Source organism: Streptomyces sp. SAS_281, from assembly GCF_052542855.1.
This window is the reverse complement of sequence record NZ_JBMNDO010000118.1, coordinates 1-24,704: the sequence shown is the minus strand read 5'-3', so window position 1 is coordinate 24,704 and position 24,704 is coordinate 1. Positions and strand designations below refer to the sequence as shown.

General features: G+C 71.4%; 21 protein-coding genes. 5 read left to right on the top strand and 16 right to left on the bottom strand.

Annotated elements, in window-relative coordinates; translation table 11 throughout:
- Nucleotides 1–366: 366 nt before the first annotated feature.
- Nucleotides 367–969, bottom strand: coding sequence for a phosphatase PAP2 family protein (locus ACN6LM_RS31340; RefSeq protein ID WP_445068796.1), 603 nt, complete (start codon nucleotides 967–969; stop codon nucleotides 367–369).
- Nucleotides 969–1,655 carry a DedA family protein gene (locus ACN6LM_RS31335; protein WP_445068795.1) on the bottom strand — a complete coding sequence of 229 codons (687 nt, stop codon included), beginning with the start codon at nucleotides 1,653–1,655 and terminating at the stop codon, nucleotides 969–971. The genes ACN6LM_RS31340 and ACN6LM_RS31335 overlap by 1 nt, the downstream gene beginning before the upstream one ends.
- A 118-nt stretch (nucleotides 1,656–1,773) precedes the next feature.
- Here ACN6LM_RS31335 and ACN6LM_RS31330 point away from each other — a divergent pair, with 118 nt between their 5' ends.
- Both ACN6LM_RS31330 and ACN6LM_RS31325 read left to right on the top strand, forming a co-directional pair.
- Nucleotides 1,774–2,148 carry a BlaI/MecI/CopY family transcriptional regulator gene (locus ACN6LM_RS31330; protein WP_445068794.1) on the top strand — a complete coding sequence of 125 codons (375 nt, stop codon included), beginning with the start codon at nucleotides 1,774–1,776 and terminating at the stop codon, nucleotides 2,146–2,148.
- Nucleotides 2,145–3,077: a M56 family metallopeptidase gene (locus ACN6LM_RS31325; RefSeq protein WP_445068793.1), complete on the top strand. Its 933-nt coding sequence runs from the start codon at nucleotides 2,145–2,147 to the stop codon at nucleotides 3,075–3,077. Before ACN6LM_RS31330 ends, ACN6LM_RS31325 begins: the two co-directional genes overlap by 4 nt.
- A gap of 28 nt (nucleotides 3,078–3,105) precedes the next feature.
- On the opposite strand, the gene ACN6LM_RS31320 is transcribed toward ACN6LM_RS31325, so the two are convergent.
- The 8 genes from ACN6LM_RS31320 to yhfZ form a co-directional block, all read right to left on the bottom strand.
- Nucleotides 3,106–4,365 (bottom strand): phosphopentomutase, encoded by a 1,260-nt coding sequence (locus ACN6LM_RS31320; RefSeq protein ID WP_445068792.1) that lies wholly within the window; start codon nucleotides 4,363–4,365, stop codon nucleotides 3,106–3,108.
- An 11-nt stretch (nucleotides 4,366–4,376) separates the two neighbouring features.
- Nucleotides 4,377–5,543: an alanine racemase gene (locus tag ACN6LM_RS31315; RefSeq protein WP_445068791.1), complete on the bottom strand. Its 1,167-nt coding sequence runs from the start codon at nucleotides 5,541–5,543 to the stop codon at nucleotides 4,377–4,379.
- Between the two features lie 2 nt (nucleotides 5,544–5,545).
- Entirely contained in the window at nucleotides 5,546–6,661 is a 1,116-nt protein-coding gene (locus ACN6LM_RS31310; protein WP_445068790.1) for an aminotransferase class V-fold PLP-dependent enzyme, read from the bottom strand.
- A 2-nt stretch (nucleotides 6,662–6,663) separates the two neighbouring features.
- On the bottom strand, nucleotides 6,664–7,617 hold the full coding sequence (locus ACN6LM_RS31305; protein WP_445068789.1) for a phosphotriesterase family protein: 954 nt from the start codon (nucleotides 7,615–7,617) through the stop codon (nucleotides 6,664–6,666).
- Nucleotides 7,618–7,665: 48 nt separating this feature from the next.
- Nucleotides 7,666–9,003, bottom strand: a complete 1,338-nt coding sequence (locus ACN6LM_RS31300) for a YhfT family protein (protein WP_445068788.1) — start codon at nucleotides 9,001–9,003, stop codon at nucleotides 7,666–7,668.
- A 46-nt stretch (nucleotides 9,004–9,049) separates the two neighbouring features.
- Nucleotides 9,050–9,406 carry a DUF2620 domain-containing protein gene (locus ACN6LM_RS31295; RefSeq protein ID WP_073862187.1) on the bottom strand — a complete coding sequence of 119 codons (357 nt, stop codon included), beginning with the start codon at nucleotides 9,404–9,406 and terminating at the stop codon, nucleotides 9,050–9,052.
- Between the two features lie 36 nt (nucleotides 9,407–9,442).
- Entirely contained in the window at nucleotides 9,443–9,829 is a 387-nt protein-coding gene (locus ACN6LM_RS31290) for a transcriptional antiterminator (RefSeq protein WP_445068787.1), read from the bottom strand.
- 109 nt (nucleotides 9,830–9,938) lie between these two features.
- Entirely contained in the window at nucleotides 9,939–10,877 is a 939-nt protein-coding gene (gene yhfZ / locus ACN6LM_RS31285; protein ID WP_445068786.1) for a GntR family transcriptional regulator YhfZ, read from the bottom strand.
- 159 nt (nucleotides 10,878–11,036) lie between these two features.
- Between yhfZ and ACN6LM_RS31280 the strand changes: the two genes are divergently transcribed.
- Nucleotides 11,037–11,501, top strand: a complete 465-nt coding sequence (locus tag ACN6LM_RS31280; RefSeq protein ID WP_445068785.1) for a MarR family transcriptional regulator — start codon at nucleotides 11,037–11,039, stop codon at nucleotides 11,499–11,501.
- 91 nt (nucleotides 11,502–11,592) lie between these two features.
- Here ACN6LM_RS31280 and ACN6LM_RS31275 read toward each other — a convergent pair whose 3' ends face one another.
- From ACN6LM_RS31275 to ACN6LM_RS31250, 6 genes are read right to left on the bottom strand one after another with little or no spacing between them, the layout of a single operon-like run.
- Nucleotides 11,593–14,610, bottom strand: a complete 3,018-nt coding sequence (locus ACN6LM_RS31275; RefSeq protein WP_445068784.1) for an alpha-mannosidase — start codon at nucleotides 14,608–14,610, stop codon at nucleotides 11,593–11,595.
- Between the two features lie 41 nt (nucleotides 14,611–14,651).
- Nucleotides 14,652–16,709: an endo-beta-N-acetylglucosaminidase gene (locus ACN6LM_RS31270; RefSeq protein ID WP_445068783.1), complete on the bottom strand. Its 2,058-nt coding sequence runs from the start codon at nucleotides 16,707–16,709 to the stop codon at nucleotides 14,652–14,654.
- A gap of 55 nt (nucleotides 16,710–16,764) precedes the next feature.
- Nucleotides 16,765–18,018, bottom strand: a complete 1,254-nt coding sequence (locus ACN6LM_RS31265; protein ID WP_445068782.1) for a glycoside hydrolase 5 family protein — start codon at nucleotides 18,016–18,018, stop codon at nucleotides 16,765–16,767.
- Nucleotides 18,019–18,064: 46 nt separating this feature from the next.
- On the bottom strand, nucleotides 18,065–18,925 hold the full coding sequence (locus ACN6LM_RS31260) for a carbohydrate ABC transporter permease (RefSeq protein ID WP_445068781.1): 861 nt from the start codon (nucleotides 18,923–18,925) through the stop codon (nucleotides 18,065–18,067).
- Nucleotides 18,922–19,839, bottom strand: coding sequence for a carbohydrate ABC transporter permease (locus tag ACN6LM_RS31255; protein WP_445068780.1), 918 nt, complete (start codon nucleotides 19,837–19,839; stop codon nucleotides 18,922–18,924). The genes ACN6LM_RS31260 and ACN6LM_RS31255 overlap by 4 nt, the downstream gene beginning before the upstream one ends.
- Nucleotides 19,840–19,847: 8 nt before the next feature.
- Nucleotides 19,848–21,134: an ABC transporter substrate-binding protein gene (locus ACN6LM_RS31250; RefSeq protein WP_445068779.1), complete on the bottom strand. Its 1,287-nt coding sequence runs from the start codon at nucleotides 21,132–21,134 to the stop codon at nucleotides 19,848–19,850.
- Between the two features lie 365 nt (nucleotides 21,135–21,499).
- Between ACN6LM_RS31250 and ACN6LM_RS31245 the strand changes: the two genes are divergently transcribed.
- Nucleotides 21,500–22,531, top strand: a complete 1,032-nt coding sequence (locus ACN6LM_RS31245; RefSeq protein ID WP_445068778.1) for a LacI family DNA-binding transcriptional regulator — start codon at nucleotides 21,500–21,502, stop codon at nucleotides 22,529–22,531.
- Between the two features lie 578 nt (nucleotides 22,532–23,109).
- Nucleotides 23,110–24,663, top strand: a complete 1,554-nt coding sequence (locus ACN6LM_RS31240) for an alpha-L-arabinofuranosidase B (protein ID WP_445068777.1) — start codon at nucleotides 23,110–23,112, stop codon at nucleotides 24,661–24,663.
- Nucleotides 24,664–24,704 lie beyond the last annotated feature (41 nt).

Sequence of the window (24,704 nt, the reverse complement as noted above, 5' to 3'; positions counted from 1 at the left end):
CCCCCCCCCCCCCCCCCCCCCCCCCCCCCAACGCGGCGCCGGGCCGAGGGTGAACGCGGACGGCAGGATGCCGGCCCCGCTCGCACCAGGCGCTCGGCTTCCGCCGCCATCCGCTCCCATCGCTGGGCGCCGCCGCCGTGTCCTGGCACTCGGAGTCGATGTGCAGCCGGTTCTTTGCCGACTTGGTCTCGTGGAGGAGCGGTGCCGGACTCCAAGGGGGGCGAAGACCGGGCATCCCGATCGCAACGGATTCAGTAGAGGCCGCACAGGTGACCCCCGCACCCCGCTCCGGACGTCGAAGCCCCTCTCAACGGCCCCGTTGTCACCGGAGCCGCCCCGCCGCACGAACGGGCGACAGCCCACGCGTCACGCGGCGACCAGTGGCCGAAGTGGGCCGTGCCTCAGCCGTGCGGCGATTGCCTCCTGCCTGCGCCGCACCGGCCAGGTGGCGAGAAGGGCGACCAGAGCGCCGACCAGGAACCCGACCAGGACATCGTGCGGGTAGTGCACGCCCACCCATACCCGGGACGCAGCCATCAGAGCCGCTGCGGCAAGGGCGACGAGTCCGAGCCGGCGTGATACGAGCAGGAGTGCGAAGGCTGCCGCGGAGGCAAGGGCCGCGTGGTTGCTGGGGAAGGACCAGTCACCGGGCGCCGGGCACGCCTCCAGTGTGGACACGTGCAGTTGGTCGCAGGGCCGGTCCTCGTGGACTGTCAGTTTCAGAAAGGAGTTGACGCCATAGGCGAGGACGGTGACCACGGGGACGACCAGCGCGGTGACCGCAGTCGGCGTTCCTGCCCGGCGGGCCTGCCACCACGCCAGGACCATCAGCAGGGCGAACACGCCCAGCCCGTACGCCGACCAGGTGGTGACCAGGCGGTCGGCCCATCCGGGTGTCCGGTCGGCGAGGTGGACGATGTCGAGGTAGGCCGGGCCGTCGATGGCCGAACCGTCGTAGGCGGGATGCATCAAGGAGTCTCATTCCGTTGCTTGGCGACTCGCCGGGAACGAAGCAGTTCGGCTGCGAGCGGGAGCAGGGACACAGCGACGATCACGGCGATGATCGGCAACAGGTAGCGGTCCACATGGGGGACGGAGGAGCCGAGGGCATGTCCGGCCAGTACCAGGCCGGCCGTCCATGCCAGGCCGCCTGCGGCCTGCCAGACGGTGAAGACCCGGACGGGGACGTTCAGCGCCCCCGCGAGCGGGTTCAGAACCGTCCGCACGACCGGGACGAAGCGGGCCAGCACGATCGCCCTGGCGTAGCCGTACCGCTCCAGCAGCACTTCGGCGCGCTCGGCGCCCGCGTGCAGGCGCGCGGACCGGCTCCGGGAGAGGGCCGCTGCGCCCGCTCGGCGTCCGAGAACGTATCCGCACTGTGCGCCGGCCAGCGCACCGGCCGCCGAGGCGGCCAGGACCCACGGCAGTGACAGCGTGGCAGGTGTGCCCGTGGTCCCTGCTGTGCCCGTGGTCCCAGCGCACAGGAGGCCGGCGGTGAAGAGGAGGGAGTCGCCGGGCAGCAGGAAACCGACCAGCAGCCCGGTCTCGGCGAACATCACCACCGCGATGCCCAGGACACCGAAGGCTGACAGCAGCGACTGGGCGTCGAGGACGCTCACCGCGAGTGAAGACGCGGCGGCGACGTGTACGGCCATGAACGGGTGGCCTCTCAGTGCATACGGGCAGGGGACGGCTGGGACGGAACAACCGAGCGACTACAATGCCGTAGACGGTCTACAGAACTGTAGACGATGTGGAGGGGAAGGGAACGTCATGGCAGAGGGCGCGGCCGAGCGCAGAGCGGCGGGGGAGCTGGAGGCGAGCGTGCTCGCGGCGCTGTGGGCAGCGGAGGGCCCCCGGACCGCCGGCCAGGTGCAGAACAGCCTCGGAGCCGGCTTGGCCCGCACGACGGTGACAACGGCACTGACCCGCCTCTACGAAAAGGGGACCGTCGGCCGGGAGCGTTCCGGCCGCGGATTCGCCTACTTCCCGGTTCAGGACTCCCACGGCCTGACCGCGCGGCGCATGCACCACGAGCTCGACAAGGACCACGACCGCCCGACTGCGCTCGCCCGGTTCGTCTCCGACCTGGATCCCGAGGACGAACGCATACTGCGTGACCTCTTGGGAAACGGTGACGGGAAGTGATCACCGCCGTGATCGTGCCCCTCCTGATGCCACTCGCGGCACCTGTGCTCGTCCGGCTGGTGGCACCCCGCCGGCGTCCCGCGGCTGCGATGTGGGCGCTGACCGCGACCGCGTGCGTGCTGGCAGCCGGCTGGCTCGCGGCACTCGGTGGTCTTCTTCTCGCGGGCATGCTCACCGTGTCCGCCCTGGCCCGCCTCGGCCACCTGATCCACCCCCTGAACGTCGCGCCCGCCACCGTCACCTACCCGGCCGCCGCGTTGGCCGTCGGAACGCTCTGCGTCTGTGCCTGCGCCATGGCCCGGGCGGCACTGCGTCAGCTCCGCCAGTACCGCACCGCGCACGCGCAGCTGCGCGACACGCCGTCCGCGGGAGACCTGAGCGTCTTGGACCACCCCGAACCCGATGCCTACGCCCTTCCCGGGAGCCCGGGGCGCATCGTGGTGACCTCCGGCATGCTGCGCACCCTGGACGGACCCGAGCGGGAAGCCCTCCTCGCGCACGAGCGGGCCCATCTGGCGGGGCGCCACCACTACTTCCTGGCCGTGGGTGACCTTGCCACCCGCTGCCATCCCGCGATGCGCGGACTGCGTGACGCCATCGCCCTGGCCGTCGAACGTGTCGCCGACGAAGCCGCCGCGACCGCGGTCGGCGACCGCACTCTGACGGCACGCGCGATCGCCCGAGCAGCCCTCGCCAGGAACGCCGGCGGCTCCACCCGGCCCGTCTTCGCCGCAGGAGCCGCAGGCGGGCCCGTGCCGCGGCGTGTGAAAGCCCTGCTCCAGCCGGTGACGCCCTCTCGCGGGCCGGCAGTCGCGGCAGCCGGCCTTCTGCTTGTCTGCTCAGTCGCGACTGGTGGGGGAGCCACTGCGGGGCTCGTGAGTCTGCACCACGACGTGGAGGTCGCCCAGGGCGAAGTGCAGGGCGACTGAGACGACTGGCCGGATGGCGGCCGCCGCTCTACCGCGCCCGTCGCCGCCCCGCCGTCCCTCGGCCCGTCCGCAGCTCCCGGCCGTTGGCCAGGCCCTCCGGGTCCAGCGACAGGGACACGGCGGCCGTCGCGCCGACATCCGCGAGACTCTCCGCGTCAGGCAGCAGCTCCACGCCGTCCGCACCGGGCCGGTGGATGAGCACGGGGACGTACTCACGGGTGTGGAAGGCGTGTCCGGCCGTCGGGTCGTTGCCGTGGTCGCCGGTCACGATGAGGCGGTCGCCCGGCGCGTCGAGCAGGGTGACGAGCGAGGCCAGGCCCGCGTCGGCCTGTTCCAGGAGGCGTCCGTAGCGCTCGGTGTCCTGTTGGTGCCCGGCCAGGTCCGTCTCCTGGATGTTGGAGACCACCAGGCCGTCGCCGCAGGCGCGTACCGCTTCGAGGGTGTGCGTGAGGACGTCGGCGGTGTCCACGGCCGAGTGCCGGGCCGCGGTCTCGCAGGCCAGGATGTCGGCTGCCTTCCCCACCAGGGTGACGGGGATTCCCGCCCGGGCCGCCAGGTCGGGGAGCTGGCGGGTGTGGTCGATCCGGGCGCCCAGGTGCTGCACTTCGAGGCCGCCGTTGCGGTAGAAGCCGGTGGCGGGGGTGTCGAGGCCGACCGTGCCCTCTTCGCCGGCCCGTACGAAGCGTTCCAGCGGGCCGTCCGCGTGTCCGCCCACCGCGATGACCCGCGCCACGGGAGCGACGGCGCGCACCGTGCGGGCCACGGCGAGGATGCCGCCCGGCCCGTCGAACGGCAGGTCCTCCAGCCGCCCGGAGGCGTTCCAGTTGATGCCCGGGTCGGCCTCCAGGTTGTCGTGGACCAGCACCGAGCCGTCGACGACCAGGAGCGGCCTGCCGTTCAGCCGGCTGACCCGATGCCCGGCCGCTTCGAGTGCGGCGGTCACATCGGCGATGTGGTCGGCCAGCCGGGCGACGGTCACCCGGCTGAAGTCCGCCCCCATCATGGTCTGGTGGCCGGCGAAGGTGTCGGCGCCCGGGTAGCCGAGGGCGGCCCGGCCCGCGGCGACGGGCAGACGGGTGTGCCGGGCGAGATCGGGGTGCGGGTGGACGAGGCCGAGGCCGAGCGAGCCCAGCACGGGCAGCCGCAACGGGCGGCCGAACGCCTCCCGGCAGTGGTCCAGCACATGTCCGCAGGTGTCGGCGGTCAGATCGCCGGGACGCGCGGTGCCCGCGTCGGGCATGGCGCCGATGCCGAATCCGTCGATCACGACGATGACGGTCTTGGCCATGGGGTGCCTCCTCAGCTCAGGGACCGGCCCTGGGCGTCGTACAGACCGTTGAGGCGGGGCGTACCGGACGAGATTCCGGAGACGACGGCGACGGTCGAGCGGGTGACGAAGATCTGGGTGCGGAAGGCGAGCAGCGCGGTGTCGCCGATGCGGACGTCCTGCCCGGGGGCGGGCGCGTGGAGCAGCCGGTAGTAGTCGATGTTCTCGGCGGGCGCGTCAAGGACGTTCAGACGTGCCCCGGTGCGCGGCAGCAGGGCGCTCCTGATGTGGGAGCGGGCGTAGAACCCGCCGCCGAAGACGGCGGGGCGGCCGTCGTCCAGGGTGTGGGCGACCTCGGTGACGTACACGTAGGCGGGGGTCTCGGGCTGCGCCGGGTCGAGGGCGTGCAGCGGGGTCGTGCCGGTGAGGGCGTGGCCCGGCTCGCCATGGGTGGCCCCGAGGCCGGCGAGCAGCGGCAGGGAGGCCATCGAGGTGGCGCTGGGGGCGCTCAGTCTGAGGTCCGCATGGCCGCGGCCGGCCAGTGTCTCGCGGGCCTTCAGGGCGAGGGCGAAGTTGGGCGTGGCGAACGGTGCACCGGTCGCCGGGTCGCACAGCACGCACGGGAAGGCGGTGACCCCCGCGATCCGGATGCCGGGAAGCCGTTCGGCGGCGTCGGCGAAGGCGTCGAGCCGGTTGAGCGGGACACCGCCCTCCTGGCCGGGGTAGACGCTTCCCTCGGCGCCTTCGAGCCGGATCAGGACGTCCTGGACGAACCCCAGCCGCCTCGCGGTGTCGGAGACCGCGCGGGCGTTGTCCAGGTCGTAGACGGTGACGGTCTCGGGACGCCACGCCAGCATCTCGGGCAGGGCGCGGCGCGGGATCTGGACGAGGTGGCCGAGATTGCCGGCACGGGCGCCGGAGGCGTGCAGGGTGCGCGCCTCGGGCGGGTCGATGGCGGCGTACCGGGGGATGTGCCGGGCGACGGCCCGGATCAGTTCCGGGTTGCGGCCGAGCTGTTTGACGACGAACCAGAGGGAGACACCCAGCCGTTCGGCCTCGGCGGCCAGCAGCGCGGCGTTGGCCTCGACGGCGTCCAGGTCCATGACATAGGTGTCCGGCGGGATCGTGCCCTCGTCGTGGAGCGCGGCCGCGGCCTCGACGAGCCCGGGATTACGGGTCAGTACGGTGTCGAGAAACACGGTCAGAGATCCTTCGGGTCGTTCAGCGCGGCCAGCGAGCGGCGCAGGATCTCGATGACGAGGTCCGCGCCCGCCCGCATCGGGTTGATGCGCACGGTCCAGTCGGCCAGTTCGGGGGAGTCGTCCAGGGCGGAGCTGGACATCCGGTAGAAGAGCGGCGTGATCTCGTAGCGGGAGTTGGAACCGACGGGGTACGGGGCCGCACCGAAGCGGGCGGCGACGGTGGGCAGTTCCCTGGCGACGGGCCGGTCGAGCCGGACGAGCAGGCAGCGGTCCTGCGCGTTGGCGAGCCGGACCTCGGCGACCCCGGGCACCTCGCCCGCGGCCAGCCGCTCGGCGACCTCGGTGCCGACCTGGGACTGTACGGACCACATGAGCGGTACGTGGGTGAGCGCGCGCAGGGCGTCGAGCGCCTGGTGTCCCTGGACCTGGCCGCCGCCGGAGTAGTTGTCGCGGCGGATGTGCTCGATGAGGTCGCGGGCGCCGACGACGATGCCGACGCCTTCCGGGCCGTGCAGCTTGAACAGGGAGAAGCAGGAGGCGTCGGCGCCCAGTTCGACCCCGGCGGCCGGCGTGCGCATCACGGCGTAGTTGTCGTCGACGACGGTGCGGACCCCGGCGGCCCGGCACGCGGCGAGGACCGCGCCGGGGTCGTAGGAGTCGGCGAGCCGCTGCCGGGTGTGTTGGACGTAGGCCCAGCGGAACCGGCCGGATTCCAGGGCCGCGCGCAGCTCGTCGGGATCGTTGAAGTCGGCCTCGACGGTCCGGACCCCGAGGCCGCGCAGCGTGACCTCGGTGGTGCGGTAGACGGGCGCCCGGTGGATGAGGAGGGGGTCGCCCGGCCGGACGGCGGCGGTGAGGGCGGCCCGGATCGCGCCGGTGCCCGCACCCTGGACGAAGGCGGCGCCCTCGGCACCGAAGAAGTCGGCGAGGACGGACTCGACGCGGGCGGTGGTGGCCGGTCGTCCCAGGCCGGGCACGACCCCGGCGTCGGAGGCGAACAGCTGCGGGCCCTCGAAGTGACGGGCGGTGGCCTCGATGAGCCGGAACTGCCGGGCGACGGCGTCGGCGGGGGCCACGGTCGCCAGCGGGAACGTCCGGGGGAGTACGGGGTGCATGGTCAGCTCTCTTCCACGTTCGCGCCGCTGAGGAAGCGCAGCGGATTGCGGCGGGTCAGCAGGTCGATCAGGTCGTCGTCCACGCCTGCCGCACGGACCTTGGGCAGGAAGCTCCCGAAGAGGTGGCCGTACCCCTGGCCCCCCTCGGAGGTGAGGTAGCCGTGGCGGGAGATGTCGCAGCTGAGCAGGGCCCGGTCGGCGTGTCCTGCCTCCAGGAGCGCGAGCAGGAGCCGCAGCCGGGTGTCGTCGCTCTGGTAGCCGTCCTTGCCGACGGTGTCGAAGGCGACGTACGCGCCGCTCGCGGCCAGCTCCCGGTGCACCGCCGGGTCGTCCAGCAGGTCCTGATGGCCGAGCGAGATCCGGTGCGGGGGCAGCCCCTCGCCGGTGAGCAGTTCCAGCTGGGCGAGTCCGCCGCGTCCGAGCTGGGCATGGGTGGCGACGGAGAGCCCGGTGGCGAGGGCGGCCCGCGCCGCGGCGCGGAGCACCTTGCTCTCGGGTGGCGTCGGGACGTCCCCGTGGCTGCCGATCTCCCCCAGGACTCCGGGGCGGACGCCCGTGGTGCCGATGCCGTCCTCGATCTCGCGGACGAGGGTGGCGGTGAGGTCCCCGACGCCGCCTCGGTCGATCTCGGGGGTGTGGAACGGCTCGTAGTACCAGCCGGTCGCGGCGATGACGGCGACCCGGGCGTCCCGGGAGATCCGGGCCAGGGTGCGTACGTCGCGGCCCATGCCGCGGCAGGTCAGCTCGACGACGAGGGCGAGTCCGTACTCCTCGCGGAGTGCGGCCAGTTCGGCGGTGACGGCGGCGGCGTGGCCGTCGGCGGTGAGCACGGCGCCGCCGTCGCCCCGGTGGTCGAGGTCGAGGACGAGGTGTTCGTGGGCCAGGGCGGGGCCGCGTACCGCGTCGGGGGCGATGTCCCCGAGTACGGTACGCAGCGCGGGGGCGGGGCTGTTCATCGTGGGGGGTCCTTCTCGGGTCGGCCTGCGTGATCCGGGGGAGTGGGGCTATCCCTTGACCGGTGTGAACAGGTCCATCCAGTACAGGAGGTTGAGGAGGATGCCGCCGACGATCACCGCGGCCGGTGCCGCGGCCATCCGGACGACCGGCCGGCCCATCGCCTCGTTCAGCAGGTAGAGCCCGCCGACGACGAGGATGCCGAGGCCGCCGCCCATGGCGTTGGCCGCCATCAGCGAGCCGAAGAGGATCGCCAGCTGGAGCGTCTCGCTGATCGCGCTGCGCAGGTGCTCGGAGGAGTCGCGGACGCTGGGCAGCCGCCCGAGGAGCTTGCCGATGTAGGACAGGGCCAGCACCTCGGCCGCGAAGACCAGGGCACCGACGATCGCGGCGAGGAACGGGTTCGGCAGCAGGTACCCGATGGGATACACGAGGGTGAAGCCCGCGATGCCGTACGCGCCGGAGGCCAGCGCGGTGGTCGCGATGAGCGGGATGAAGCCGAAGACGCGGTAGAAGTCGACCTGCGCCGCCTCGGAGTACTGCCCCTTCGCGATCAGGAAGCTGGTTGCCTCGCCGCCGCCGAATACGTGCATCTGGGCCAGCACGCAGACTCCGGCGCCCAGCACCATGAACAGCGGCAGGTACCTGCGCAGCCGGGCCGCGCTGGCGCTGAAGAGCGAAGCCATCGGGTCGTCACCCTCGACGACGGGTTCGCTCACGCCCGCGGCCCTGTCGGCCTTGCGCTGGGCGAGGTCCTTGGCGACGGCGAGTCCGATGAGCATCAGGACACCGACGGCCATGGCCAGCGCGCCGGCGAACATGTTGGGCCACAGCTTCATGGTCATGACGACCAGGGCGAGCTCCAGCAGCCCCGCGATGCCGCCCCACTTGCGGCCGAACTGCTTGGTGATGGCCAGCACCGGGAACAGCGTGAAGAGGAAGAGGATCGGGGTCGACATCTGCTGCATGGCGGTGATGAAGTCGACCGGCAGGTCATGGGCCACGTTGTTGGCGCCGTTGAGCCCGAAGACGACGACCGCGCCCCAGGCGCCGCCGAGGATCGGGGCGAGCCACTTCTTCGGCGACAGCATGCCGAGGATGTCGGTGGGCAGGAAGAGGAGCCACGGGTTCAGCACACCGGTGGACAGGGCCATCGGGGCGCCGAGCCCGAAGATGAACCCGGCCGAGAGGCCGAACGAGACCGCCGTCGTCGCGCTGCGCGTGGTGCGCCCCTGGATGAAGTCCAGGAGGAACGGGCGTACGCCGTCGTTGAAGACGGCCAACGCCATGTGGGAGATGTACGCGGTCAGCGCACAGAGGGCTATGACGGTCAGTTGCTGGGCCAGCGAGAAGTCGAGGCTCGTACCGGCTGCGAGTGTCGTACTCACGGGGTCACTCCTTTGTGCCCGGGATGATCGGAGCGGGTGGCTGGAGTCAGCCGCGGGCGGCGATGGCGCGCGCCATGAGGGGAGCGATGGTGTCGATCTGGTCCATCGAGAAGCCGAAGACCTTCTTGCCCTCGTCCAGCAGGGCGGTGATCTGCTCCTCGGTGGGGACGGTGCGGCCGAAGGTGTGGCAGACGGCGCTGCCCATCAGACCGACGAGAACGCCGAGCGAGGCACCGGCGCCCGTGTGACAGGTGCCCAGGTAGTAGTCGGCCTGGGCGACGCGCAGCTTCATCGCGGCGTCCATGTCGCTGGAGGCGGTGACCTCCAGGCCCTCGATGCCGAGCTGCTTGATGGTCTGGGTGACCTCGGTCTTGCCGACGCCGCCGGCGAGGATCTTCGTCATGTCCTGCTTCTTTCCGGATGGTGGGGACGGGGTGGTTCAGGCGGAGGGGGCGGCGGGTGTCTGCTGCGCCAGTACCGCGAGGTGCATGCCGAGGAAGTTCACCTCGGACTCCGGGAGGGCGGCCCCGAGTTCGTGCCGGGCGCGCTCGGCGACGGCGCGGGCGCGGTCGACGGCCTCGGGGTGTCCGGCCAGTTCGGCGGCGACCTGGTCGTCGGTGAGGAACTGCTCGATGGCTTCGTCGTTCAGCAGCCGGGTGAGCGCCATCATCAGGTGACTGGTGAGCATGCCGGCGGTCGCCTCGGTGACGGTGTTGCCCTCCGTCTCCAGGGCGGCCAGCTCGGCCGCGACGAAGTCGGCGACCTCGGGCTTGATCTGTCCGCCTTCGCGGAAGAGCTGAATCCGCAGGGCCAGCTGGTCGTCCATGACGGTCCTCCTAAAATCGACAGTAACCAGGATTTTGTATTTTGCCGAGGTCGAAGGTCCCGTCGTGACAGGACCTTCGGCCTGTTCCGGTCGTCGCGTCGGCCGGGGCTCAGTACGAGGGCAGGCGCGCGCCCTCAAGCACCTCGCGCTGGAGCGAGGTGATCAGTGAGAGGTCCAGGGAGTCCCGGACGGCGGCCAGGGCCTTGGCCCCTTCGGTCCGGCCGATGACGGCCGCGCTCGAGTTGCGTAGCGACAGCTCGCGGGTGACCTCGTCCCCCAGTGGAAGCACGTCGACGCCGAACCCGAGCCGGTCCTGCACCTCGTCCAGGTTCCAGACGGTGGCGTCGACCTCTTCGCGGGCGAAGAGGTCGGGCAGCTGCATGTACGAAGCCTCCAGGCGCTGGACGTCCGGGCGCCCGGCGAAGACCAGGTCGACCAGCATGCGCAGATCCTCCGACGCGTGGTCGACCGCGACCCGCAGCCCCGGGGTGTCCAGGTCCACGCCGTGGCGCAGGAGCATGCCGTGCGCGCCGACGTAGGTGGCCGGCCCCAGGTCTGCCACCAGCTCCACCGGATGCTCGGCGATCAGTTCGTCGGCGGCGAAGCGGGACAGGACGACGAGGTCGACCTTGCCTTCCAGCAGGGCGGCGGTACGGGCCCCGGCACCTCGCATGAACGTGATCGCGAAGGGCGCGCCCGCCTTCTCGAAGGCGCCGCGCAGTCCGGTGGCCAGGCCCTCGTACCGGCGGGAGTACGGCAGGGGCATCGCGGCCAGCAGCGTTCCGAGCCCGGAGAGCCGCCAGAGTATGGAGCGGTCCGAGTGGGCGAGGAAGGTGCCGAGGTGCCCCCGGGCGGTGGTCCTGATGGCGCCGGACTCCTCCAGCAGTTGCAGGGCCGCCTGGACCGTGCCGTTTCCGCAGCCCAGTTCCTCCGCGTAGTCCCGCACCCGGGGCAGCCGCGTGTCCGGCTCATGGTTGAGCAGCAGGACCGCGAGCTGGCGGGCGGCCAGTCCGTTGCGCGTAAGGAAGCGCTCGTCGAAGGCGTTCACGTAGGGAACAGTAAACAGGATTCTGGATATTGACAAGGGTCGCCGCACTCCCGCTTCGGCTGCCGCCGGATCGTGGAGCGCGAGCCGGTCCGCGCCTTGACCTCAATTGAACTTGAGCTTCTACGTTGGCCGTGTTCCGTTGATCACGAGGAGGGGCACATGAGCCGGGAGCTCAAGGAGTACTCACAGCGGGAGCTGGCAGCCCAGCCCATCGGGGCGTGGGCCGGAGTGGCGTCCCGGCTGGCGGTGGGGGCCCTGCGCGAGCAGTTGGCGGTGGAGGACCTCACCCAGCCGCACTGGTGGACGCTCAACCACGTGTCCGGGGCGCCGGGCGGGTGGAACCGTGCGACGTTGACCGAGCGGCTGACGAAGTGGGACGACCTCCGGACCGACTTCGACGGTGTCTTCGACGACCTCGTCGACCGTGGCTGGCTGACGGAGGACGCGGGACTCATGACGTTGACCGAGGAGGGGGAAGAGGGGCGGCTCCGGGCGAGGGAGCGCAACCTTCGCGTCCATCGGCAGATGCACGAAGGTGTCGACACCGCCGACTTCGCGACGACCATCAACGTCCTGCGCCGTATGGTCGCCAACCTCGGCGGTGATGGCAACCTGCCCGACTGACGTACACGGCAGGCTCGCGCCGGGGCCCGTCGTACACGCTGCCGCCCCCGATGCCCGCGGCACCGGGGGCGGCAGCCCACGCATCCCGGCGTCAGCCGCGCGTCACCCGCAGCGTCACCAGCTCGAACGGACGCAGCGACAACCGCACGCCTTCGCCGTCGCTCTCGGGCACCGGGGCATCCGTCAGTGGCCGCTCCAGCAGGTCGGTCACCACGACGCCCGTGGCCCGGAAGCCGGTGGCCAGGCTCACCTTCGCCCGGCCGCCCGTCGACTCGTAGAGCCGCACGACGACGTCACCGCTCCCGTCGTCCGCCAGCTTGACCGCGCTGACCACGACCGCGTCGTTGTCGGCACCCACCAGCGGGGACACCTCACGCTCGCCGATGACCCGGCGCTCCGGCAGGTTCACGCGGAACCCCTCGCGGACCGCGTCACCGATCGCCGCTCCTGGCACCAGCGCGTGCCGGAAGCGGTGCACGCCCTGGTCCGTCTCCGGGTCGGGGAAGCGCGGCGCGCGCAGCAGCGAGACCCGCACGGTGGTGGTCGTGCCGGCGTCCGTCTCCCGGACGGTGCGCGTGACGTCGTGGCCGTACGTCGAGTCGTTGACGAGGGCGACGCCCCAGCCCGGCTCCTCCAGGTGGACGAAGCGGTGGTTGCACGCCTCGAACTTGGCCGCCTCCCAGCTGGTGTTGGTGTGCGTCGGCCGGTAGAAGTGCCCGAACTGCGTCTCGGAGGCGTACCGCTCGGCATGCACGTCCAGCGGGAACGCGGCCTTGAGGAACTTCTCCGTCTCGTGCCAGTCGACCTCGGTGTCGATGTCAAGCCGCTTGGCGTCCGGCGCCAGCGTGAGGATCTGGGTCACCTTCGAGTCGCCGAAGCTGCGGACGATCCGCACGCCGTCCGTCACCGGGGACAGTTCATCGAGGTCGGTCAGGTCCGTGACCGTGTTGCGGTAGAACGCGTCGACGTCCCACGCGTCCCACATGTTCGGGAAGTCGGGGTGGATCTGGAGCAGGTTCGCGGCGGCGCCCGGAGCGACGGTCTCGCGGTCCGCACCGATGTCGTACGCGGAGACGACCAGGCCCCGGCCGTCGATCTCCACCCGGAGCAGGCCGTTGTCGAGCACATGGCCGCCACCCTCGCGCGGGGCGGACCGGGTGGTCCCGGGCGTCGGCGCGGTGGCCGCCGCTCCGGCGGGGACGCCGCCGCGGGTATGCGGCGCGGCGTTGAACACGAGGGCCCGGCCGCCCGCCGGGTCGCCGGCGAGCGCGCGCTGCGCGGCGTCGATGATGCCGGTCAGCTCCTCGGCGACGGCCGCGTACGTCTTCTCGGCCTCCCGGTGCACCCAGGCGATCGAGGAGCCGGGCAGGATGTCGTGGAACTGGTGCAGCAGCACCGTCTTCCAGATCCGGTCCAGCTGCTCGTACGGGTACGCGAAGCCGGTGCGTACAGCGGCGGTGGCGGCCCACAGCTCGGCCTCGCGGAGCAGGTGCTCGCTGCGGCGGTTGCCCTGCTTCGTCTTCGCCTGGCTGGTGAGCGTCGCGCGGTGCAGCTCCAGGTAGAGCTCGCCGACCCAGACCGGAGGGTTGGCGTACTCGGCTTCGGCCTTGGTGAAGAAGTCCGTGGGCGTTTCCCACGTCACCGTCGCCGAGCCCTCCAGGCTCCGCAGCCGGGCCGCCTTGGCGATCATCTCGCGGGTGGTGCCACCGCCCCCGTCACCCCAGCCGGTCGGCGCCAGCGAGTGCTGCGCGACGCCCTTGTCCTTGAAGTTCGTCGCCGCGTGGGCGATCTCGCTGCCCTTCATCGAGCAGTTGTACGTGTCGACGGGCGGGAAGTGCGTGAAGATCCGGGTGCCGTCGATGCCCTCCCAGTTGAAGGTGTGGTGCGGGAACTTGTTGGTCTGGCTCCACGAGATCTTCTGTGTGAGCAGCCACTTGGAGCCCGCCGCCTTGATGATCTGGGGCAGCCCGGCCGCGAATCCGAAGGTGTCGGGCAGCCACGCCTCGTCGTTCTCGATGCCGAACTCGTCGAGGAAGAACCGCTTGCCGTGCACGAACTGCCGGGCCATCGCCTCGGAGCCCGGCATGTTGGTGTCGGACTCGACCCACATGCCGCCCGACGGCACGAACCGGCCCTCCGCGACGGCGGCCTTGACCTTCGCGTAGACCTCGGGGCGGTGCTCCTTGATCCAGGCGAACTGCTGGGCCTGCGACATCGCGAAGACGAAGTCCGGCTCGTCCTCCAGGAGGGCGGTCATGTTGGACGTCGTACGGGCCACCTTGCGGACCGTCTCGCGCAGCGGCCACAGCCAGGCGGAGTCGATGTGGGCGTGGCCGACCGCGCTGATGCGGTGGGCGGAGGGCGCGGCGGGCGTCGCGAGGACGTCGGCCAGCTCCGCGCGGGCGGCGGCCGCCGTCCCGCCCACGTCCTGGAGGTCGACCGCGTCCAGCGCCCGGCCGACGGCGCGCAGGACGTCCCAGCGGCGGGCGCCCTCCACGGGCAGCTCCTGCATCAGCTCGCCCAGAACCTCCAGGTCCTGGACCAGGTTCCACACGTCCTCGTCGAAGACGGCGAGGTCCATCCGGGCCAGCGCGTACTGCGGCTCGCTGCCGGCGGTCTCCTGGTCACCCAGCCGCGTCGGCAGGAACGGGTGATAGTCGAGGATCACCGGATTGGACGCCGCCTCGATGTGCAGCAGCACCTCCTCGCCGCCTGCCGCCGGGGCACCCACCCGCACCCACTGGTTGCGCGGGTTGAGGCCCTTCACCGGGGTGCCGTCGGGGCGGTAGACGAGGCCCTCGCACTGGAAGCCCGGCATGTTCTCGTCGAAGCCGAGGTCGAGCAGCGCCTCCACGGTCCGGCCCGCCCATGCCTCCGGCACCGTGCCGGAGACCTTGAACCAGGACGTGCCCCACGGAGCGCCCCACCCGTCGCCGACCGTGATCGGCTCGGTGGGCCCGGCCAGGCCCTCGGCGACGGGGACGGGCTCGCCCGGCGCGTTCCAGACGGCGACGTCCAGCGGGACGGACTCCGGATATACGGCGGGCCGGATGCGCTCGTCGAGGACGCGCTTGAGTCGGGCTTCGACCAGGCTGCGGTCGTCGTGCATGAGGGGGACTCCGTTGTGAGTGGTGGGTCGGGTGGGGGTGGTTACCAGCGGTGCGCGGTGGAGGCGGCGCCGGAGGTCGTGTACAGCTCGCCAACAGCCCTGACCTGGAAACGAGCGGATTTCTCGCCCGGTTCCCGGCGCAGGCCGGGTACGAAGAACGCGGTGGAGGCGGTGGCGCCCAGGAAGCGCCGGGTGCCGTCGGGCAGGACGCGGTGCAGCTCGTAGTGGCGCGGAGACCCGGGGGAGCGGTGCCAGCGCAGGCGCAGGTCCGTGCCGCCGGTGCCCCGGGACGCTCCGGTGACGCGGAGCCCCGACGGCGCGGCGGGCGTCTCGGCCCGGTCCCGTACGGCCAGGGCACCGAGCCGCCAGCGCACCGGACCGGCCGCCGTGAGGCGCACCCCCAGCGCGTGGACCGTTCCGGAGAGGGAGTTCAGCCGCAGCGTGGAGGTGGTCCATCCGCTGGCTCCCGCCCGGAGTACGCCCGCCGGGACGTACGTGTACGCCACCGGGCCGCCCGGCCGGTCCGGTTCGTGCAGGGCGACGGCGAGCTCGACGGTGACCGGGCCCGACTCCGCGTCGGTGCGGTGCGTCAGCTCCACGACGGTGCGCCGGGACAGCGGCAGCCGGGTGTGATGGAGGTCGACAGTGACCGGGGCGCCAGGCTCCCCGGCGACCAGGAGGCTGCTGCCCCCGCGCCAGGCGTCCTCGAAGTCGAAGCCCACGGACGGGCGCCGGCCCTCGGTGCGGACGACCCAGCGGCGGCCCGGCAGCCGGTCCTGGACCCCGAGGTGGTTCCACTCGGCCTCCGAGGCGACCCGGCCGTTCTCGTACCAGCGCAGGCCATGGCCGGTGTTGAAGGTGGTGGCGAAGGGCAGCCGGTCCACGGTCGAGCGGTCGGCCACCGCCGTCGCGGGCGCGCGCCATCCGTCCGTACCGTCCGGCCGCGCCGGGTCCAGGGACCGCCCGGTCCAGAACCGCTGGTCGGCGGCATGGAACTGAGCGGGCGTACGGTCCTCCGGAAGGTGGCTGCGGGTCCACTCCGGCCGGTAGAAGCCGTAGCCGACGATGTGCGGGCGGTCGGCCGGGATGATCGCTTCCCAGTCGACGGGCGCGTCCCAGCCCTTGGACTCCACATCCACGCCCGCCCACAGGGCGTACCGGCTGCGGCCGGCGGCCTCGGCGTTCGCCGCGGAGGAGACGAGCGACTCGGGCGTCCAGCGGAAGTCCACGAACATCGAGTCCGCCTCCCGGAACAGCGCGGTGTTCTCGGCGTTGAGCGCGCCCTGCCAGCCGACCTCGCCCCGCACCGTCATCGCGTCGTACCAGGTGATACGCAGCCCCGCCGCGTCGCTGCGGGCCCGCAGGTCGGTGACGAAGGCGAGCATCTCGGCGCCGAGCGCGGCGTCCCCGCCCTCGGTCTCGGCGTTGAGGAACCAGCCGTCGAAGCCGTGCGCCACGGCCGCCTCCACCAGCTTCGCGGCGAGCGGGAAGCACCCGGCCGCGTCGCGCTGCACGAGGTCGCGGGTCCACCGGAGGTCGCCGCCGTGGTGCACGGGAGGCAGGAAGACGGTCCCGAGGACGGGCACCCCGTGGCGGTGGGCGGCGTCGACGACCGGGGCGTTCGGCGCGAGGATCAGCCCCTCGCCGGCCGAGCCGCCCCAGAAGACCAGCTCGTCGATGTACGCCCAGTGGTTCAGGGCGTAGTAGTCGGCGGTGGCCGAGCCCTGGGACGGGTTGCCCGCGGTGTTCCCGAAGGCCACCAGGGAGGTGATCCGCGCCTGGTCGGTCCGGGCCGTGGTGTTGGCCGGAACCGGGGTGAAGCGGTCGGCGAGCGGCACGGACGCGGTGTTGAACGGCAGGTCCGGGTCGGCCTCGGGGCGCCACGCCTTCAGGCTGCGCCGGCTGATGCCGTCGCCGGGGGTGCCGGCGGGCAGCGAGTCGGGAAACCAGTACGAGGCGCAGGGCCGGTTCGCGGCGGATGCGGCGGCGTGGGCGGTCGCGGTGAGGCCGGGTGCCAGGAGGCCGGCGGCGGCTCCGGCGCCGGCGAGGACCACGGTGCGGCGGCTGGGTGCGGACGGGCGCCGCGGGGACTGGGTCATGGTGTGCTCCGTATCGTGCGGGTTCGATTCCGGTGCGGTGCGGGGTGACGCGGGGTCAGCGGACCTCTTCGGGCGTGACGACCTTCGTGATGCCCCGGGCGGCCAGGTGGTCCTGGTCGGATGCCTTGCTCGCGAGGACGGTGGTGGGGCGGACGCCGTCGGCGGTGAGCCGGGCGAAGGCTTCGAAGACCGCGCCGCCGGGGGCGCAGACGGAGCGGCGGGGCGAGGTCTCGTCGTCCCCGGTGTCGACGACGAGTGCCGTGGTCCGGGGCGCGGGGCGATGGGCCCGGGCACGCTGCTCCTGGACGATGCGGGCGATGGTCCGGCCGGCCGGTTTGACCCGGCGGCCGTTGGTCAGCAGCCCGAGGCTGTACTCCAGCTCCGGGAAGTCGGCCAGCGAGCGGGACACGTCGTGGGAGCACCACCAGGTGACGCCCCACACGTCCTCGCAGTCCAGGGCGTTCGCCACGGTCGCCTCGGTGAACGCGGCGGCGTGCTCGGCGGGGATCAGCGGGGCGGGCGCGCCGACCTCCTGGAGCCAGACCGGCCGGTGCGGGTCGAGCGCCCACGCCTTGGAGAGTTCGATGAGGTAGGCGGCGTGGTGCTCGGTGGCGGTGCCGGTACGGCCGTGGCGCTGGGCGGTGCCGTTGAAGACCCAGGAGTGCACGGCGGTGAGGGCGCCCTTGCGTGCGGCCTGCGCCGGGGTGAAGGCGTGGCCGTCCTGGTACCAGGCGGCGTCGTACTCGGCGTGCAGGTGGAGCTTGCCCGGCGCCCCCTCCTCGCAGGCCGCCAGCATCCGGGTCAGCCAGGCGTCCGCCTGCTCGGGCGTGATGCGGTCGGGGTCGGGGTGCGGGTCGCCGGAGAACTGGTTGATCTCGTTGCCCAGGGTCATCCCGATGAAGTGCGGCCGGTCGGCGAGGGCGGCGGCCAGGGTGCGCAGGTACTCGGCCTGCCCGGAGAGGACGTCCGGGTCGGTGAAGAGGTTGCGCCGGTGCCACGTACCGGTCCAGGCGGGCAGGAAGTCGAAGCTCGACAGGTGGCCCTGCAGCCCGTCGACGTTGACGTCGAGGCCGCGTTCGCCGGCGGCGTCGGCGAGCTGCACGAGCTGCTCGACGGCGCGCGGGCGGATCAGGGAGCGGTTGGGCTGGAAGAGCGGCCAGAGCGGGAAGACCCGGATGTGGTCGAGGCCGAGGCCGGCGATCGAGTCGAGGTCGGCGCGTACGGCATCGAGGTCGAAGTCCAGCCAGTGGTGGAACCAGCCCTGACTGGGCGTGTAGTTGGCGCCGAAACGCAAGGGGGAGGTGCTCATACGGAACAGAGGTCCTGGTTCTTGTGGTGCGAGGGGGCGGTCCGGGTCAGCCCTTGACGGCGCCTTCGCCGACGCCCCGGAAGAAGAAGCGCTGCAGCCCCGCGAAGAGGATGATGAGCGGCAGCACGGCGATGATCGTGCCCGCCGCGACGAGCCGTTCGTCGTTGGCGAAGGTGCCGTGCAGGTAGTTCAGACCGATGGTCAGGGTGAAGTTCTCCGGGTCGCTGAGGACGATCAGCGGCCACAGGAAGTCGTCCCACGAGCCCATGAAGGCGAAGATCGCGACGACGGCGAGAGTGCCCTTGACGGAGGGCAGCGCGATCCGCAGGAAGCGCTGCCAGACGTTGGCTCCGTCCACGAACGCCGCTTCCTCGATCTCCACGGGAAGGTTCAGGAACGCGTTGCGCATCAGGAGGACGTTCATCGCGCCGACCGACCCCGGCAGCAGCACGCCGAGCAGAGTGTTGTTCAGCCCCAGGTCACGCATGGTGGTGAACTGGGCGATGATGATGCCCTCCACGGGTACGAGCATGGCGAGGATGAACGCCAGCGTCGCGGCCCTGCGCCCGCGGTAGCGGAGCCTCGCCAGGGCGTACCCCGCGAGCGCCGAGCCGACGCAGTTGGTGACCACGTTGGCGGAGGCGACTTTGAGGGAGTTCAGCGCGTAGTCCCAGACGGGGATCGTGTCGGCGACGCGGCTGTAGTTGTCCAGCGTCGGATCGCTGGGGAAGAACTTCGGCGGGGAGCTGAAGATGTCTTCGTTCGGTCCCTTCAGCGAGGTCGACAGCTGCCAGAGGAACGGCCCGACGGTCAGGGCCAGGACCGCCAGCAGCAGCACGTACCGCAGCACGAGCTGCCGGCCGGGGACCCGCCTGCCCTCGGCGTCGGTGGTCTTCAGGAAGCTCACGTGTCCTCCCTGCGGTCGGCGCGCAGCACCAGCAGCATCAGGCCGACGGTGACGACGAAGATGACGACCGAGATGGCGGAGGCGTAACCGACCCGCCCGCTCAGCCCGGTGCCGACCCGCTGGACGAGCATCACCAGGGTGGTGTCCTCGCCCGCGGGCCCTCCGGACGGGCCGGCCATCAGGTAGACCTCGGAGAACACCTTGAAGGCGGAGACCGAGGAGAGAGCCGCGACCAGCACCATCGTGGTCCGGATGGCGGGCACGGTGACCGTGAAGAAGCGGCGTACGACACCGGCACCGTCCACGGACGCGGCCTCGTGCAGCTCCCTCGGTACGTTCGCGAGGGCGGCCAGGTAGATGATCATGTAGTAGCCGAGGCCCTTCCAGACCGTGACCGTCATGGCGCTGCCCAACAGGAGCCACTGGTCGCTGAGGAAGCCGACCTTGCCGATGCCGACGGCCTCCAGGACCGCGTTGACCAGCCCGCGGTCGTCCAGCATCCACACCCAGATCAGGCCGACGACCACGATGGACGCGACGACCGGGGTGTAGAAGGCCGACCGGAAGAAGGTGATGCCGGGGATGTGCCGCTGGACGAGCATCGCCAGCAGCAGCGGCAGGATGACGAGTGCGGGGACCACGCCGACGACGTACAGCACGCTGTTGCGCAGGCCGGTCCAGAACATCTCGTCGTGCAGCAGCTCCCGGAAGTTCGCCAGGCCGACGAACGAGCCGGGCACCAGCGTCCGCCGGTCGGTGAAGGAGTTCACCAGTGTGCTGAAGAACGGGTAGAGGCTGAAGGTGCCGACCACGACCAGACCGGGCGCGGCGAACAGCCAGGGGCTGAGGGGCAGATGGCGGCGGATCCGGCCGGTGGGCCGGCCCGCCGCAGCGGTGGGGGAGGGGGAGTTCACGAGAGGGCTCAGCTCTGCTGCAACAGCCGGTCACACGCCTTGACAGCGTTGTCAAGAGCTTCCTTGGGGCTCTGCTTCCCTTGCAGCGCCTTGGCGATCTGGTTGCGCAGCTCGGTCTTCATCTGCTCGCTGAACAACACCGGGGTGTAGTTGACGGCCGTCTTCAGAGACTTCGCGGCGGCGACGCGGACACGGGTCTCGTCGGTCCCGTCCTCCTTCGTGAAGTACGGGTCGTCGAGCGAGCCGGCGGTGCTCGGGAAGATGGCGACCTGCTTGGCGAACTCCATCTGCCGGGTCGCGTCGGTCACGTAGTGGGCGAAGGCCACGGCGGCGGGCTTGCGCTTGGACTGCGCGTTCACCATCACGCCCATGACGTACATGTTGGCCTTGCCGGTGCTGCTGACCTGGTCGGTGATCCCGATGTTCTTGTAGAGGCTCGGGGCCTGCTTCTTGAAGTTGGCCAGGTCCAGAGCGCTGCCCGGGTTCATCGCCACGGACTCGGTGAGGAACTTGTGGCCCGAGGACTCGGGAGTCGCGGTCAGCGCCTGCGGGTCGAGCGCCTTGGCGTCGTACAACTCCTTGTAGTGCTTGAGGAGTTCGACGCCCTTCGCGTCATTGAAGGCGAAGCCCGTGCCCTCCTTGTTCATCAGCTGCCCGCCGTACCGGCCGAAGTCCTCGATGGTCGGGACGTTGGCGAGGGTGGCGACCTTGCCGTGGCTCTTCTCCGCCAGCTTCAGACCGTCCGCGAAGACCTCGTCGTACGTGGCCGGCGGCTTCTGCGGGTCGAGTCCGGCGTCCTTGAACAGCCGCTTGTTGTAGAACATCGGCCCGGTGTTGAGGTACCAGGGGAAGGCGTACGTGCCCTCCGTGCCGGGTATCTGGTGGCTCTTCCACGCGCCGTCCAGGTACTCCTTGCGGTACTTCGGCGCGGCCTTGTCGAGGTCGAGGGCGATACCGGCCTTGGCCAGCGGCGCCACCAGGTCCGGCGAGACGTTGACGACGTCGGGCAGGGTGCCGCCGGCCGCGTCCGCGCTGATCTTGTCCGCGTAACCCTCGCCGGGGCGGTCGACCCACTTGACCTCGGTGCCCGGGTACTTCTTCTCGAAGTCCGCGATCACCCCGTTGAAGTAGTCCTTGAAGTTCGCCTGAAGGTTCCAGGTCTGGAAGGTGATCTTTCCTTCGACCTTGCCCGAGGCATCGGACGAGTCCGAGCCGGATCCCCCGCCGCAAGCGCTCAGTGGCAGTACGGCGGCGAGGGCGGCGGCAGCGGCGACTGCTCTGCGGGAGATGTGCACGGTGAACGGCTCCTTTGCTCGGACCAGGCGCGCGGACGGTGGCCCCGGGGTCCCTGACCCGGCGGGCCGCGTTCGCCCGACAGACCCTGCAATGTGTCTGTGCTCAAAGTCAATACATTCATCGGAACGTAATCTCTCTCCGTCGCATCGGTGCAGGTCGCAGCCTTGTGAGGTGCTATTGACGGCTGCTCACTAATGCGCTTTAGCTTGGTGCAACTCAAGCGCTTTAGTCGGTTGGCGGTCCTCTCTCGACCAAACGGCCGGGGAAGCTCTACGATGCCCCGGGGACGAGCGGGTCCGACTGCCCGTCAGTAGCCCCGGGCGAGGCAGGAAGTGAGGCACGGGTGGCTCCGAAGCGGCCGACCATGAAGGACATCGCCCAGCGGGCCGGTGTCTCGGAGAGCGCCGTCTCCTTCGCGCTCAACGACCGTCCGGGTGTCTCCGAGGTCACCCGCGCCCGGGTGCGGCGCGTCGCCGAACAGCTGGGATGGCGCCCGAGCGCCGCCGCCCGTGCCCTGTCCGGCGAGGGCCCCGCCACCGTCGGCCTCGTCGTGGCGCGCCCGGCGGCCAACCTCGGTGTGGACTCCTTCTTCCTCCAGCTGATCTCCGGCATCCAGGAGGTGCTGTCCGAGCGTCATCTGGGCCTGCTCTTCCAGGTGGTGGACGACGTGGCCGACGAGTGCGGGGTCTACCGCCGCTGGTGGGCCGAACACCGGGTCGACGGCGTGCTTGTCGTGGACCCGCGCACGGACGACCCCCGTGTCTCCCTCCTCGACGAACTGGGTCTCCCCGGCGTCATCATCGGGGCCCTCCCCGGCAGCGACACCGGCCCCCACCCCGGCCTCTCCCAGGTCCGCGCCGACGACGCGGGCGCGATGGCGGCGATCGTGGGCCGTCTGTACGAGCTGGGGCACCGGCGCATCGTCCACATCGCCGGCCTGCCCTCACTCGCGCACACCGACCGCCGCATCCGCTCGCTGCGCCTGGAGGCCGACCGGCGCGGCCTGACCGGGGCGCACTCGGTGACCACGGACTACTCCGACACCGAGGGCGCCGCCGCCACCCGCCGGGTCCTGGAGCGGCCCGATCCGCCGACCGCGCTGATCTACGACAACGACGTGATGGCGGCGGCCGGGGTGGCCGTGGCGACCGGGCTGGGGGTCCGGGTCCCGGGCGATGTGTCGGTGGTCTCCTGGGAGGACTCCGCGCTGTGCCGGCTGACCGCCCCATGGCTGACCGCGCTCTCCCGCGACCCGGTCGCCTTCGGCCGCCTCGCGGCACGGGAGCTCACCACGCTGCTCGACGGCGGCCCGCCGCGCACCGTGCGGGTGGCCCTGCCCGACCTCATCGAACGCGGCAGCACGGCGACGGCGCACGAGACCGCCGAGACGCGCTGACTCCGGCGCCTCCCACGACCGGAGGCAGGACGACGCGCCGGGACCTGCGCGTTGAACCAGGTCCGCGTTGAGCGTGGACGCCCCCGACCCCAGGACCTGAGCGAAGGCCGCGGAACCGGCGCGACGCGTCTGGTTCAACGTGTCCCGCGTCGAGCGGGGAGGCGCAACCAGGATCGCCTGCGAGGTCACGCCCTCGACGAGGTCCGGGCCCTGGCCGCATGCCCGACCGGCGCTCGGCAACGGACGCCGACCCACGCGTACCTTCGTGGCTCAACGCCCCCGCACGGTCGGTGCCCCCGACGTGGCTCCGGCCCCGGCAGCGGCACGCGAAGGGCTGACGGCGGGCTGCTGTGAGCGATAACACCCCTCACGTCGCGGGCGATGCGGGCTACCGGGTGACCGGTAGGGGAAATGGGCCGAAGGTCTTGACTGGGTCACGTCAAGTGTCCATAGTGATGCCCGGCCGCACGGTAGGTCGCGCAACCCGCCCCTGCCTCCAGGCCGACTCGCGACCTTGATTGTTAGCGCTAACAACCGGCACGCGTCGGAATTGTCCGCCACCAGCAAGGAGCACACCCGTGTCCGTTCAGACCTGGCTGCGCCGCGCACGGCGCAGCCTTCTCGCCACCGGCACCACCGCCGTACTGACCGTCGCCCTCCTGATCGGCACCGAAGCCACCTCGCAGGCCGCCTCACAGGGGCCCTGCGACCTCTACGCCTCCGGCGGCACGCCCTGTGTGGCCGCCCACTCGACCACGCGCGCCCTCTACGGGGCGTACAACGGCTCGCTCTACCAGGTCCGGCGGGCGTCCGACGGCGCCACGAAGAACATCGGGGTGCTGAGTGCCGGCGGCTATGCCGATGCCGCCGCGCAGGACGGCTTCTGCGCCGGAACCACCTGCGTGATCACCGTCATCTACGACCAGTCCGGGCGGGGCAACAGCCTCACCCAGGCCCCCGCCGGCGGCGCCGCTCCCGGCCCCGACAACCTGGCCCCCGCCACCGCCGCGCCGGTCACCGTGGCAGGTCACCGCGCCTATGGCGTATACGTCGCCGCCGGCACCGGCTACCGCAACAACAAGACCAACGGGATAGCCACCGGCGATCAGCCGGAGGGAATGTACGCCGTCCTCGACGGCACGCACTTCGGCGGAGGTTGCTGCTTCGACTACGGCAACGCCGAGACGAACAGCCTCGACACCGGCAACGGCCACATGGAGGCCATCTACTTCGGCGACAGCACGATCTGGGGGTCGGGCACCGGCAGCGGTCCCTGGGTGATGGCAGACCTGGAGAACGGCCTCTTCTCGGGCCCCAACGCCGGCTACAACCCCAATGATCCCAGCGTCAGCCACCGCTTCCTGACCGCGATCGTCAAGGGCGCCCCCAACCTGTGGGCCATCAAGGCCGCCAACGCCCAGTCCGGCGGCCTGTCGACGTACTACAGCGGAGCCCGGCCCAACGTCCAGGGGTACAACCCGATGCACAAGGAGGGCGCGATCATCCTCGGTATCGGCGGCGACAACAGCAAGTCCTCCAGCGGCACGTTCTACGAGGGGGTCATGACCTCCGGTTACCCGACGGACGCCACGGAGAACGCGGTCCAGGCCAACATCACCGCAGCCGGCCACCAGGCGCCCCCACTCGCATCCAGCGCCCTCACCCCGGGGGCCCGGGTCTCCTTGAAGGCCACCACCACCTGCTGCAACGCCGACTACCTGCGCCACCAGGCCGACGGCACCGTAGCCATCTCGCCGGTCACTGCCGCAAGTGCGAACGCTGACAAGAGCGACGCGACCTGGATCGTTCGCCCCGGCCTGGCCGACTCCGCCTGCCTGTCCTTCGAATCCGCCGGCGCCCCCGGACAGTATCTGCGCCACGCCGGATTCCAGCTCCGCACCGCGGCCTCGGACTCCACCGCCCTGTTCAACCGCGACGCCACTTTCTGTCTCCGGGCAGGCCACAGCGGGCAGGGCTACTCCTTCCAGTCCGTCAACTATCCCAACCGCTTCATACGTCACTACGCCTACACCGGCTACCTCGCGGGGGACGGGGTCGGCGGCAACACGTGGGACAGTGACGCCCTGTGGAGTGAAGACACCTCCTGGCTGACCGCCCAGCCCTGGTCCTGACCGCGTTCCGGTGGCACACCACGCGCAGGCGGGTGTGCCAC

Bases quoted from the DNA above. Each gene is read 5' to 3' on its own strand.
- ACN6LM_RS31340 (WP_445068796.1), bottom strand. From the start codon at position 969: ATGCATCCCGCCTACGACGGTTCGGCCATCGACGGCCCGGCCTACCTC.
- ACN6LM_RS31335 (WP_445068795.1), bottom strand. From the start codon at position 1,655: ATGGCCGTACACGTCGCCGCCGCGTCTTCACTCGCGGTGAGCGTCCTC.
- ACN6LM_RS31330 (WP_445068794.1), top strand. From the start codon at position 1,774: ATGGCAGAGGGCGCGGCCGAGCGCAGAGCGGCGGGGGAGCTGGAGGCG.
- ACN6LM_RS31320 (WP_445068792.1), bottom strand. From the start codon at position 4,365: ATGGCCAAGACCGTCATCGTCGTGATCGACGGATTCGGCATCGGCGCC.
- ACN6LM_RS31310 (WP_445068790.1), bottom strand. From the start codon at position 6,661: ATGCACCCCGTACTCCCCCGGACGTTCCCGCTGGCGACCGTGGCCCCC.
- ACN6LM_RS31305 (WP_445068789.1), bottom strand. From the start codon at position 7,617: ATGAACAGCCCCGCCCCCGCGCTGCGTACCGTACTCGGGGACATCGCC.
- ACN6LM_RS31295 (WP_073862187.1), bottom strand. From the start codon at position 9,406: ATGACGAAGATCCTCGCCGGCGGCGTCGGCAAGACCGAGGTCACCCAG.
- ACN6LM_RS31290 (WP_445068787.1), bottom strand. From the start codon at position 9,829: ATGGACGACCAGCTGGCCCTGCGGATTCAGCTCTTCCGCGAAGGCGGA.
- ACN6LM_RS31280 (WP_445068785.1), top strand. From the start codon at position 11,037: ATGAGCCGGGAGCTCAAGGAGTACTCACAGCGGGAGCTGGCAGCCCAG.
- ACN6LM_RS31275 (WP_445068784.1), bottom strand. From the start codon at position 14,610: ATGCACGACGACCGCAGCCTGGTCGAAGCCCGACTCAAGCGCGTCCTC.
- ACN6LM_RS31270 (WP_445068783.1), bottom strand. From the start codon at position 16,709: ATGACCCAGTCCCCGCGGCGCCCGTCCGCACCCAGCCGCCGCACCGTG.
- ACN6LM_RS31265 (WP_445068782.1), bottom strand. From the start codon at position 18,018: ATGAGCACCTCCCCCTTGCGTTTCGGCGCCAACTACACGCCCAGTCAG.
- ACN6LM_RS31245 (WP_445068778.1), top strand. From the start codon at position 21,500: ATGAAGGACATCGCCCAGCGGGCCGGTGTCTCGGAGAGCGCCGTCTCC.